The sequence below is a fragment of the Haemophilus haemolyticus genome (assembly GCF_003493685.1).
Taxonomy (GTDB): domain Bacteria; phylum Pseudomonadota; class Gammaproteobacteria; order Enterobacterales; family Pasteurellaceae; genus Haemophilus; species Haemophilus haemolyticus_O.
On sequence record NZ_QQJW01000005.1, the window covers coordinates 88,083 to 101,896 of the forward strand.

The 13,814-nt window shown below is 40.6% G+C and carries 6 protein-coding genes; 3 read left to right on the top strand and 3 right to left on the bottom strand.

Annotated elements, in window-relative coordinates; translation table 11 throughout:
* The first annotated feature begins 50 nt into the window (after positions 1-50).
* Complete coding sequence (mfd, locus tag DV434_RS05850; RefSeq protein ID WP_118784870.1) at positions 51-3,491, top strand: transcription-repair coupling factor; 3,441 nt, start codon at positions 51-53, stop codon at positions 3,489-3,491.
* A 52-nt stretch (positions 3,492-3,543) separates the two neighbouring features.
* On the opposite strand, the gene DV434_RS05855 is transcribed toward mfd, so the two are convergent.
* Positions 3,544-4,935 carry a DegQ family serine endoprotease gene (locus tag DV434_RS05855; RefSeq protein WP_118784817.1) on the bottom strand — a complete coding sequence of 464 codons (1,392 nt, stop codon included), beginning with the start codon at positions 4,933-4,935 and terminating at the stop codon, positions 3,544-3,546.
* Between the two features lie 202 nt (positions 4,936-5,137).
* Between DV434_RS05855 and accD the strand changes: the two genes are divergently transcribed.
* Positions 5,138-6,028: an acetyl-CoA carboxylase, carboxyltransferase subunit beta gene (gene accD / locus DV434_RS05860; protein WP_005646488.1), complete on the top strand. Its 891-nt coding sequence runs from the start codon at positions 5,138-5,140 to the stop codon at positions 6,026-6,028.
* 1 nt (position 6,029) lies between these two features.
* The gene (folC, locus tag DV434_RS05865) at positions 6,030-7,334 is read left to right on the top strand and encodes a bifunctional tetrahydrofolate synthase/dihydrofolate synthase (protein WP_192881453.1); all 1,305 of its coding nucleotides are present in this window, start codon (positions 6,030-6,032) and stop codon (positions 7,332-7,334) included.
* 82 nt (positions 7,335-7,416) lie between these two features.
* Here the strand turns inward: folC and DV434_RS11065 are convergent, their stop codons facing one another.
* On the bottom strand, positions 7,417-10,527 hold the full coding sequence (locus DV434_RS11065) for a YadA-like family protein (RefSeq protein ID WP_118811542.1): 3,111 nt from the start codon (positions 10,525-10,527) through the stop codon (positions 7,417-7,419).
* Positions 10,528-10,755: 228 nt separating this feature from the next.
* Entirely contained in the window at positions 10,756-13,680 is a 2,925-nt protein-coding gene (locus DV434_RS05875) for an autotransporter family protein (RefSeq protein WP_153065759.1), read from the bottom strand.
* Positions 13,681-13,814: the final 134 nt, after the last annotated feature.

Consider the following 13,814-nt stretch of genomic DNA (forward strand, 5'->3'; position numbering starts at 1 on the left):
AGTACACTATGCGTCAATTTTTATACAAGATTGACGCATTATTTATATTTATGAAAACGGCTTTTTTCCAACCTGATATTCCAACCCAACCTAATGATCATAAAATTTTAGGCAATGTCTTACCAGGTGCTGATGCACTGGCGATTAGTGAAATTGCAGAGCAAAATCAAAATTTAACTGTAGTAGTCACACCAGATACACGAAGTGCGGTGCGTTTATCACGTGTTTTATCGGAATTAAGCAGTCAAAATGTATGCGTATTCCCTGATTGGGAAACCTTACCTTATGATACCTTTTCTCCCCATCAAGAAATTATTTCCTCTCGTTTAAGTGCGCTTTTCCATTTACAAAATGCGAAAAAAGGAATTTTTCTATTGCCGATTTCGACATTAATGCAACGCCTTTGCCCGCCACAATATTTACAACACAATGTACTTCTGATTAAAAAAGGCGATCGTTTGGTCATCGATAAAATGCGCTTACAATTAGAAGCAGCGGGTTATCGAGCCGTGGAGCAAGTATTAGAACACGGCGAGTACGCAGTTCGTGGTGCTTTGTTGGATCTTTTCCCAATGGGAAGTGCGGTGCCTTTTCGTCTTGATTTTTTTGATGATGAAATTGATTCCATTCGCACTTTTGATGTGGATACGCAACGTACTCTTGATGAAATTAACTCAATTAATCTTTTGCCAGCGCACGAATTTCCAACGGATGACAAAGGGATTGAATTTTTCCGTGCACAATTTCGTGAAACCTTTGGGGAGATCCGTCGAGATCCCGAACATATTTATCAGCAAATCAGTAAAGGTACCTTGATTTCTGGCATTGAATATTGGCAGCCACTTTTCTTTTCTGAAATGGCGACGTTGTTTGATTATTTGCCAGAACAAACGCTGTTTGTGGATATGGAAAATAACCAAACGCAAGGCGAGCGTTTTTATCAAGATGCAAAACAGCGTTATGAACAACGTAAAGTGGATCCGATGCGTCCGCTTTTATCGCCTGAAAAATTATGGCTTAATGTGGACGAAGTTAATCGCCGATTGAAATCTTATCCACGCATTACATTTAAAGCGGAAAAAGTGCGGTCATCGGTACGCCAGAAAAATTTACCTGTTGCCGCTTTACCAGAAGTAACTATTCAATCCCAGCAAAAAGAACCATTGGGGCAATTACGCCAATTTATTGAGCATTTTAAAGGAAACGTACTGTTTTCTGTGGAGACAGAAGGTCGCCGAGAGACGTTGCTTGATTTGCTTTCAGCGTTAAAACTCAAGCCAAAACAAATTCATTCCTTGGAACAGGCTGAAAATGAAAAATTTAGCTTGTTAGTCAGCTCTATTGAACAAGGTTTTATTATTGAACAATCGTTTCCTGTTGCGATTATTGGCGAAGCTAATTTACTTGGCGAACGTGTTCAACAACGTTCTAGAGATAAACGTAAAACGATTAATCCTGACACACTTGTACGCAATCTTGCCGAGTTGAAAATAGGGCAACCCGTTGTGCATCTTGATCATGGTGTGGGGCGTTATGGCGGTTTGGTCACCTTAGATACAGGCGGCATTAAAGCAGAATATTTGCTGTTAAATTATGCCAATGAATCAAAACTTTATGTGCCAGTCACTTCATTACATCTCATTAGCCGTTATGTTGGTGGTTCTGATGAAAGTGCGCCATTACATAAACTGGGTAACGAGGCTTGGGCGAGATCACGCCAAAAAGCAGCGGAGAAAATTCGTGATGTAGCGGCAGAGTTACTAGATGTTTATGCACAACGTGAAGCGACAAAAGGCTTTGCCTTTAAATATGATCGTGAAGAATTTCAACAATTTGCTGCAACTTTTCCTTTTGAAGAAACCTACGATCAGGAAATGGCAATTAATGCGGTAATTTCTGATATGTGTCAGCCAAAAGCAATGGATCGCCTTGTTTGTGGTGATGTGGGTTTTGGTAAAACTGAAGTGGCAATGCGCGCTGCCTTTTTGGCTGTGATGAATCATAAACAAGTAGCAGTGCTAGTGCCAACCACATTGTTAGCTCAACAGCATTATGAGAATTTTAAAGATCGTTTTGCGAACTTGCCTGTGAACGTAGAAGTGTTATCGCGTTTCAAAACTGCAAAAGAACAAAAACAAATTCTGGAAAATCTTGCAGAAGGCAAAGTCGATATCCTAATTGGTACCCATAAATTAATTCAATCAGATGTCAAATTTAACGATCTTGGCTTGTTGATTATTGATGAAGAACATCGTTTCGGTGTGGGCCAAAAAGAGAAGATCAAACAGCTCCGCGCAAATATCGATATTCTTACCTTAACGGCAACGCCAATTCCTCGAACGCTTAATATGGCGATGAATGGTATTCGTGATCTTTCTATTATTTCTACGCCTCCTGCGCGCCGATTAAGTATTAAAACCTTCGTCCGACAGAATGACGATCTTGTTGTACGAGAAGCGATTTTGCGTGAAATCTTACGTGGCGGGCAGGTTTATTATCTCCACAATGATGTTGCAAGCATTGAAAATACAGCAGAAAAACTGACCGCACTTGTGCCAGAGGCGCGAGTGATTGTGGGGCACGGACAAATGCGAGAACGTGAGTTAGAACGTGTGATGAGTGATTTTTATCATCAGCGTTATAACGTCTTAGTTTGTTCAACCATTATTGAAACGGGTATTGATGTGCCAACGGCAAATACCATCATTATTGAACGAGCAGATCATTTTGGATTAGCTCAGTTGCATCAATTACGCGGACGAGTAGGGCGTTCACATCATCAGGCTTATGCTTATTTACTCACGCCACCGCCAAAAATGATGACAAAAGATGCCGAACGTCGTCTAGATGCGTTAGAAAATCTTGATAATCTTGGGGCTGGTTTTATCTTGGCAACCCACGATTTAGAGATTCGTGGTGCAGGCGAATTACTCGGAAACGAACAAAGCGGACAAATTGAAAGCATCGGTTTTTCGCTTTATATGGAATTATTGGATGCGGCGGTTAAAGCTTTAAAAGAAGGGCGAGAGCCATCATTAGAAGAATTGACGCAACAACAAGCGGATATTGAATTGCGCGTGCCTGCTTTATTGCCAGATGATTATTTAGGTGATGTGAATATGCGTTTATCCTTTTATAAACGTATTGCCGCCGCAGAGAGTAAATCAGAATTGGACGAGTTAAAAGTTGAGTTAATAGATCGATTCGGATTATTGCCTGACGCGGCAAAAAATCTACTGCAAATTGCAGAGTTACGTTTGTTGGTTGAGCCATTGAAAGTTGTGCGAATTGATGCAGGAACGCAAGGCGGTTTTATTGAGTTTTCAGCAAAAGCACAAGTAAATCCAGATAAATTTATTCAATTAATTCAAAAAGAACCTATTGTGTATCGATTTGATGGCCCATTAAAATTTAAGTTTATGAAAGATCTATCCGATAGCAAAGTGCGGTTAGAATTTGTGGTGGATTTGTTAAGAACGATTGCTGCATAAAAAGAAGTCCGATCATTGTGATCGGACTTTTTTCTTAAATATATCAAGCAGATTATTGCACTAATAAATAGAAATTACTGTTACCTCGTAAAATATTAAGTGCAACTGCGGAGGGGTCATTTTCAAGCACTTTATTTAATTCACGAATGTTTTCGATCATTTGACGATTAATACCAATAATAATATCGCCCGCTTTTAAACCACGTTGTGCAGCCAGCGAATTAGGCTGAATTTTTGTGATTTCAATCCCTTTGATGCCTTTTGCATCGTAGTCTTTCAATGTTGCGCCATCTAATGCAGGCAACTCAGTTTTTGAGGAAAGTTGGCTACCATCATCTGCTTGTAATTTCACTTTAACATCGTGGGATTTGCCATCTCGTAAGTAAGTCAAGCTAATCTCTTTGCCTGCACCAGTGGTTGCAATTTTTGCACGCATTTCTGCGAAACTTGAGATTTTTTGACCGTTCATCGCCGTGATAATATCGCCCGCTTTAATGCCAGCTTTTTCAGCGGCAGATTTCGGTAAAACTTCACTCACAAATGCGCCTTGTTGTGCGCTCACATTAAAGGCTTTGGCTAAATCAGCATTGAGTTCGCCACCTTTAATACCCAGCAATCCTCGGCGTACTTCACCAAATTCTAAAATTTGTTGCACTAAATTATTTGCTTGATTACTTGGAATCGCAAAGGCAATTCCGGCATTGCCACCGCTTGGCGAAATAATCGCAGTGTTGATACCAATGAGTTCACCATTTAGGTTGACTAATGCACCACCTGAATTACCGCGGTTTACAGCAGCATCAGTTTGAATATAGTTTTCATAAGTGCCACTGTCAGAACCTGTTGAACGACCCAATGCAGAAACAATACCTGATGTCACCGTTTGACCTAAACCAAATGGATTACCGATTGCAACAGTGAAATCGCCTACGCGTAATTTATCGGAATCAGCAAATTTGATTTCTGTTAAATTACTTGGTTTTTCAAGTTGAACTAATGCAATATCTGATTGCTCATCTTTACCCACTAATTTGGCTTTAAACTCACGGCCATCTTGTAATTGCACGGTAATTTTATCAGCCCCGTCAATCACATGGTTATTTGTTAAAACATAACCTTTGCTTGCATTGATAATAACGCCAGAACCTAAACCACGGAAGTTACGTTTTGATTCACCGCGTCCACTAAATTGTTCAGCAAAACGATCGCCGAAGAAAAATTTAAATTCTTCAGGAATATCGTCTTGAAAAGGAGAACGTGAATCAACTTTTGCTTTTCCTTCAATAGAAAGCGTCACCACAGCAGGTTGAACTTTTTCTAACATAGGTGCCAAACTATTTTGCTGTGAAATGAAGCTTGGTAAATCAGCTTGAGCCATAAATGGTGTACTCAAGACACTTAATCCGAGAGCAATACTGCTTAATACAAAACGTGTTTTTTTCATAAAATACTCCAAAATAGATTTCAGATAACGTGTTCTATGAGACAAAGAAATAAAAAAAATGTTCAATCATGGATTTATTTCTCATATTTATTGAACGTTTCTAAAGGAAATCGGAGCAGTACAAAAACGCCTTACAAGTAGCAAATTCTGCAAATTTATGGTCTAATACGCAGAATTTTCTAGTCAATAAAAAGGTCGAAAAATGAGCTGGATTAACCGAATTTTTAGTAAAAGTCCGTCTTCTTCTACTCGAAAAGCCAATGTGCCAGAAGGCGTGTGGACAAAATGTACTTCTTGTGAACAAGTACTTTATAGTGAAGAACTTAAACGTAATCTTTATGTTTGCCCTAAATGCGGTCATCATATGCGTATTGACGCACGTGAGCGTTTATTAAAATTATTGGACGAAGGTTCAAGTCAAGAAATTGCGGCAGATTTAGAACCAAAAGATATTTTAAAATTTAAAGATTTAAAGAAATATAAAGATCGTATCAGTGCGGCACAAAAAGAGACGGGTGAAAAAGATGCGTTAATTACCATGACAGGTACGCTTTATAATATGCCAATTGTTGTGGCTGCATCAAACTTTGCTTTTATGGGCGGTTCAATGGGTTCTGTGGTTGGTGCAAAATTTGTTAAAGCGGCAGAAAAGGCGATAGAAATGAATTGTCCGTTTGTGTGTTTCTCTGCAAGTGGTGGGGCACGTATGCAGGAAGCATTATTCTCTTTAATGCAAATGGCAAAAACCAGTGCAGTGCTTGCTCAAATGCGTGAAAAAGGTGTGCCGTTTATTTCGGTATTAACGGATCCGACCTTAGGTGGCGTATCAGCCAGTTTTGCGATGTTAGGGGATTTAAATATTGCCGAGCCAAAAGCTTTAATTGGGTTTGCGGGGCCGCGTGTTATTGAACAAACCGTACGTGAAAAACTCCCAGAAGGCTTCCAACGCAGTGAGTTTTTACTTGAGAAAGGGGCAATTGATATGATCGTCAAACGTTCAGAAATGCGTAAAACTTTGGCAAGTGTACTGAGTAAATTAACGAATCAACCTTCTCCTTTTGTTGAGCCTGAACTGATTTCAGAAGATGAATAATATGCAACTTAAAGCCACTTCGCCACTCGCTGAGTGGCTTTCTTATTTAGAAAAAAGCCATTTTAAACCCATTGATCTTGGTTTAGAGCGTATTAAATCCGTGGCAGAAAAATTGGATTTACTTCATCCCGCCCCTTATGTGATAACAGTCGGAGGGACGAATGGTAAAGGCACGACTTGCCGCTTATTAGAAACGATTTTGCTTAATCACGGATTACGTGTGGGCGTGTATTCTTCACCCCATTTATTGCGTTATAACGAGCGAGTACGTATTCAAAATCAAGATTTACCGGATGAAGCGCACACATCCTCTTTTGCTTTTATTGATGAAAACAAAACAGAATCGCTGACTTATTTTGAATTTAGCACCCTTTCTGCCTTGCATTTATTTAAGCAAGCAAAATTAGATGTGGTGATTTTAGAAGTGGGGCTGGGCGGACGTTTAGATGCGACCAATATTGTGGATAGCCATCTTGCGGTGATTACTAGCATCGATATTGAGCACACTGATTTTCTTGGGGATACCAGAGAGGCTATTGCTTTTGAAAAAGCAGGAGTTTTCCGCAAAAATTGCCCTGTCGTGATTGGCGAACCTAATGTTCCGCAAACAATGTTAGATCAGGCTGAAAAATTACATTGCCAAGTTACTCGTCGTGATGTGGATTGGTCGTTTGAGCAAAATGCTGAAAATTGGCAATGGCAAAATAAAAAAGTGCGGTTAGAAAATTTGCCGTTTTGTCAGATTCCATTGGCGAATGCCGCAACGGCTCTTGCTGCTGTTCAATGTTTACCTTTTGATATTTCAGAACAGACTTTGCGAAAATCTTTGCAAGAGGTTGAACTGGTTGGTCGTTTTCAAGCAATAAAAGCAGATAGACGCGAAAAATTAGCAGATTACCTTGGCGTACCAGTTGAAACCTTGCCAACAATTATCGTTGATGTGGGGCATAATCCTCATGCTGCTAAATATTTATCTGAAAAATTGACCGCACTTAAATGCAACATTGAGGGCAAAATTATTGCCGTATGTGGGATGCTCAAAGACAAAGATGCAAATGGTGTATTTGCGCATTTAACGCCTATTATTGATGAATGGCATTGCGTAACCTTAGGTGGCTATCGCGGGCAGTCAGGCGATGAATTAGCAGAGAAATTGAAAAGTCATTTCCCACATGTTCAAGCTACATCAGATAATTCTGTTATGGATGGGGTGTGTACAGCACTTAAAAGTGCGGTAAAAAATGATGTGGTTTTAGTCTTTGGATCTTTCCACACCGTAGCCGAATTTTGGGCTGTGGTGGAATAAAATTTATCATTAAAACAAAGGGCTGATCTTTAAAATCAGCCCTTTGTCTTTTTAAAAGGGGATTATCTCCCCAGATTAATGATCACCAATGATAGCCAACGCCAACACCCGCTGAATAATCCTTACTGGTATTTGCCGTACCGACAAATTTTACAACGGTTTTCCCATTATCGGACATTCTTGAATAGCTAACGGCCACAGCTGAAGAGCCTGCAGAAATACCACTACCCGCAGCAAACATTGATTTACCCGGAATAGTCGATTGTGGTAATGCAGCCGCGGCCGCGATTGTTGCACTTAATCCATTTACGCGTTTATCAAGTTTATTAACACGATTTTCAAGATGATGAATGCGTTGGTCCATAATACGGATTTCTTGTGGTTTCATTCCAGTTGGACCCTGAGGACCAATAGGACCCGTATCTCCTTTATCGCCTTTAGGACCTGTTGCTCCAGTATCACCTTTATCGCCTTTAGGACCTGTTGCTCCAGTATCACCCTTAGGACCTTGAGGACCTGTTGCTCCAGTGTCACCCTTAGGACCTTGAGGACCCGTAGAACCAGTAGCTCCAGTGTCTCCCTTAGGACCTTGAGGACCTGTTGCTCCAGTATCACCCTTAGGACCTTGAGGACCTGTTGCTCCAGTATCACCCTTAGGACCTTGAGGACCTGTTGCTCCAGTATCACCCTTAGGACCTTGAGGACCTGTTGCTCCAGTATCACCCTTAGGACCTTGAGGACCTGTTGCTCCAGTATCACCCTTAGGACCTTGAGGACCTGTTGCTCCAGTATCACCCTTAGGACCTTGAGGACCTGTTGCTCCAGTATCACCCTTAGGACCTTGAGGACCTGTTGCTCCAGTATCACCCTTAGGACCTTGAGGACCTGTTGCTCCAGTATCACCCTTAGGACCTTGAGGACCTGTTGCTCCAGTATCACCCTTAGGACCTTGAGGACCTGTTGCTCCAGTATCACCCTTAGGACCTTGAGGACCTGTTGCTCCAGTATCACCCTTAGGACCTTGAGGACCTGTTGCTCCAGTATCACCCTTAGGACCTTGAGGACCTGTTGCTCCAGTATCACCCTTAGGACCCGTAGAACCAGTAGCTCCAGTGTCTCCCTTAGGACCTTGAGGACCAGCAACTCCTGCATCACCCGTTGTATTTTTCGTATTCGAGCCTACAAAAATAAAGTCACCTTTAGAATCAGTACGTTTTTCTGCATATAAACCATCTCCAAAATCCATGCGCAAGCCATTGACTAAAAGATCTTTTGCAACTTCTGTTGTACCAATTGGTGTTGAGGCATTGCCTTTCGCCCCTCCTGTATAGAAAGAAGCTCGAGGAATAAAACTAAAGAGTTGTGAACCATTGATTGCATCGGTACTGTCCGCTGAAATTAAGCCTGGCGCAACGTGTTGGATTCGGCGAGTTTGTGTTTCATTACCTACGCTAAATACACCTACAACATTTTTGCCACCTGCAAAATTAAATGTGTGGTTATCAATTCCCATAGAATTGTAATTCTTATCAGTACCCATTGAATAATTTGAAGTAGATACTGTGGTTGCATTACTGCCTATTGCTACACTATCTGCAATGCTTGCATTTGCTAGATAACCTAAAGCCAAAGATCGTAATTCTGAAGCTTGGCTTTCATTTCCAAGTGCTGCTGCATTGGCTTTCTTGGCTTTAGATTTTTTACCTATAGCAATTGCATTACTGACTCCTAATTCATCATCTCCAGAATTGGCTTCTTCGCCAATAGAAATATTTTCATCGCCTTTGAGTTTATTACCTGCTTTTTTACCAAGCGCAATGTTGTTATTGCCTTTAACATCTTTTCCAGCATCTTCACCGCCAGCAAAGTTGCTATTGCCAGTAACTTTCTGACCCGCAGATTTACCCATAGCAACATTGTTATCACCTGTAACTTCATTTCCAGCTTCATGACCTGCCGCATAGTTACTGCTACCTGTTACTTTTTTACCCGCTTCGGCACCTACTACAAAGTTATTGCTGCCCGTTACTTTATTGCCGCTTTCATGACCCAAGGATGTATTGAAGTTTCCTGTTACTTCTTTTCCTGATCCTTTACCTAAAACAACGTTGCTTTCACCTTTAATCCAACTACCAGAATTGACGCCAGCCGCAAAGTTATCTTGACCAACAATCCAGCTTCCCGCACTAAATCCAAAAGCGATATTGTGCTCTGCACCATCTACAGTACCAGCATCTGTTGTACTAGATATATTGCCATTAGTATCATAGGTATTAGTCCAATTATGACCGACATAATTCCCTGCATTTTCAGCAAAGGCAAGGTTGAAGTTACCAGCCACATTGCTACCTGCAGCCTTGCCAAAGGCCATATTGTTGGAACCCACGGATTGCCCGTAGACACCAGCCGCATTTTTGTGGCCATCAACATTTTGTCCAGCATTTAAACCCAATGCTAAGTTATACTCGCCTTTTACATTTCGACCTGCGTTTTGCCCTAAAGCTATATTACGGCTACCTGATGTATTTTGACCAGCATCTTGACCATAGGCAAAGTTATGATCACCTGTAACACCTGTTCCTGCATGATGACCTAAAGCAAAGTTGTCATTACCCCTTACGTTTTCTCCTGCATGGAAACCAAAATTGACATTACGGCTACCGTAATTGTTATATCCAGAATTTTGACCAAAATTGAAGTTATAGCTACCCCAGCTGACAGCATCACTAGAATAAGAATCTTGACCGAAAGAAAAGTTATAGTTGCCTGACGCTAGGCGAGCTGCATGATCACCAAAGGCATATACATATGTTCCACCTGCATTCCAGCCAGCTGCTTCCCCAAAGATAAATTTATATTTGCTAACTCCCCACATGCCTTCACCAGCATGTTCACCTACGAGTAAAAGATATTTAGCATTGCCCGTACCATTACCTGCATCATGACCTGCGCTCTCGCCAATAACCAAACTATAGGAGCCGCCAAATCCTTTATTCCCAGTTGTATTCATAATATTATTGCGGGCGTTTGAGTATAAACTAGTACCATCACCAGCGATGATATTATTACCATTATTGCCACCATAGGTAGGATGTGTTCCTGCAATAACATCATCAGAAACTGCCCCAAACGAATAAGTGGACCACAAAGCCAAAGCAATTAGAGAATAAGAAAAAGAAGTTTTTGTATTCATAATAAAAAATCGTATAAAAGAAGAATTTATTACGACAGAAGAAAATTGACTAGATCGAATAGATAGATCCTTATCTTTTCTGTCACCAAATAACAGGAAAAGAGAAGTACTACATTGAATGTTAGTGAGAGATTAGGATTTTAATTTTTTCGATGTGTAACTATGTTACACATCCCCCTGTAGTACTACAGGGCGTTTATACGCCCTGATGATTCTCTTTGTTATTCATTATTTCCAAGAATATTTCACACCCACGGTGCCTTGGTAACCTTTGTGTCGGTTGCTATTGAATGATTTTTCATAGCGAGCATCCGCATAAAGGTAAGTGTTTTCACTTAATGAGAATTGAGAGCCTAAGCCTAATTCCCACCAAGTGCGGTCAAATTTCTCGGTTAATTTGTCACGACCAATTAATGCATTGCCTGTAGCTTTAAAATCGTGCCAAATATTACCGATGAAATAATAGGTGCGAGTGCGTTGTTTATCATTTGGTTTGTTATATGCCAAACGGAAACCAACACGGCCACGCAAGCCATAACCTTTTTGCGAAACTGCACGAGTGCCGTCGTTAAAGTTACCTAAGCGCAAGTATTGTGCAATAAGTTGTGCTTGTGGCTCTAAAATCCAGCTATTTCCGTTGTTGGTTTTATCTTTACCTAAGGCGTAAGGACGACCAGTTTCCACTGAAAGGGCAGCACCCCATCCGTGATTTTTCGCCTGTGTGCCATCAACGGATGAATAACGGTTATTTAACCAAGAGAGTTGTCCCACCCAGTCAATATAAGTGCCATTTTCATTGTAACGCGTGTCAGTTACACCAAGATTAAGTGCGGTAGTTTTTACGCGAGAAGTTAATTTATCTGCAATCACGACACCATTTTTCGCGCGGTATTCATCATAGAATTTGCTGTGAGAACGTAACGCACCGAAATACAAGCCGGTAAAACGACGAGTAAGTTTGCCCTCATCATCTTGTTTGGTTTTAACATCAAAATCGTGTCCCACTTGGAATCCGTACATATTGGTTTTTAAACCAAAACGTTCTTTGCCATCGAGTTTGAGGTGTTTACCAATCACACGACCCCAAGATTGTTTTTCCACATCTTGCCAATAACTGCCTTGTTTATCCCAAGAAAGAGTTTGGTTTTCGCCACGGCGTTGGTGAAGCGTATCCAACATTGTATAGCCTAATTCCAAGTTTTGGCGAGGAACGAGCGTATAAGCCGGTGCGCTTGGTGTGATGATGGTTTTATCTTTATTTGGTGTGGTTAAAGTCCAGAAGTATTCTGTCGCGCCCGCCTCATCTTTGCGTGAAACCAATTGCAATTCCCCCGCCCCTGTGGTTTTTGCTGTACCGGTAAAGGTTGAACGCGTATTGTAAGTGTAAGGTTTGGTTGCATCCGTAGAATTTATTTCATTGCCTTCTGTTCCACTGTCAGCACCTAAAACTTTAATAACAGGGACACTACGTTTGTAGCGATCGGCAAGTTCGCCGATTGAGCCATCAATAACATTTTTAGTACCATCTGTTTTAACGGCTTTAACAGTCGTATTACCGGAGGCATTACCCGTAATCGTTAATAAATCTGATTCTGAATGTGCGCCAGAATAATCGCCCGGGGTATTCCATTTAGTGTTTACTTTTAACACACCGTCTTTACCGACATAATTCCCTTCAATGGTAAGTTTGTCGGCATAGGATTTATTGGCGAGAGTGATGACACCGCCGTTGGTGAATGTTCCGTCATTATCTACACTATTTGATGATACTTTGACAATGTATTCATCGGCTGGATTACTTCCTGCATCTAATATGCCACCTTTACTAAGAGTAACTGATGTTGCAGTAGAACGTTGTTTAGTTTCATCTTCTTTTTTCGCGAGCTTCCAAGTGGCATTACTATCAACATGCATCGTTAATGTTGAGCCAATGTCTTTGTGAATCAAACCAGTTAATGTAGCTTTATCGGCTAAATTTACGGTGAGTTCAGAAGTGGCTTTTGCTGTATTCGCTTTGGTATCAATTGCATCTGATTTAGCATAGACTGCCCAGCCTTTTGATGCAGCTGTGGCGGTAGATTTGCCGCCTTTTAAAGTGAATTGAGCGTTAGTTACGTTGAAGTTGCCAGTGTTGAAATAGGATTGTAATTCACGTAATGCGGCTAGTGCACTGTTAGCCAATTGATTTGCACCAGGGAGCAAGAGATTAACTAAAAAATTATTTGTCAAAGGTGCCAATTTTTCAACCAATTTTCCACCTTTATAAATATCCCCTTCTTCCTTATAACGTGCATTGGCGAGAATAAGTGCATCGGTTTCAGATTTTGTAGTCAATTGAGCGTTATTTAAAATCACCTCATTGTTTTTATTGCTTGTTCCTCTGACGAATTTCTCAGTATGAATAGCATTTTTTGATAACTCATCAAAATTTTTTGATTCTTCCGCGGTTAAGCTACCTTTAACCGTATTACTAATAAGAGGATTTTTAATAATAGAAAAAAGATCTACCTTTGCAGTCTTGCCCAATTGATTCAAATCAACCGTACCTTCAGTTTCAAAATCTACGGTATCAAATACCACAGCAGAATTGGCTGATTTAATTTCAGTTGTTGCTGTTTCGCTACCTGCAATAAAACGTGATTTATTATCAAATAGACGAACGGTGGCGGAATCTTTGGTATTTCTGGTGTCTAATACCATTTTTCCTGTGGATTTAATGGTTGCACCATTATTTGAATTAGGTTTACCAATTTTTAATGCAGATGAAAATTTACCGTTAGCACTTATTGTAATCTTGGTATCTTTTAAATTTACCTCTGCATCATCACCGGCGACATAAATACCCGTCAAATAATCCCCTATTTGGGCAGTTGTTTTATCTTCTACATTAATTGTCAATTGTTTTTCAGAATTAAAAATTGGCGTGGATTTTTGATTGCCAGATCGATAAACGCGTATGCCTGTCAGTTGATGACCGATAGGGGTTGTTGCTCCAGGTTTGCTATAACTACCCAAAACAGTGTTTGGTGTGTTATTAACATCAATTTTGGTATCATCTTTCAATGTTAGAACAGTCTTATTTGTACCCTCGCCCTTCCAATCATACCCAACCGCAATACCGTAAGCCGCATTGGAGTCTGGCGAAGTATTCATATTTTGTTCACTCGCTAAAGTAACAGCGATATTAGTTTTTCCTTGAATTTCTTCGGTACGATCGCCACGAATAATAATGGCTTTAGGATAAGTATGTATTGAAGGATCTGCAGGCGTAACAGTGATATTTACAT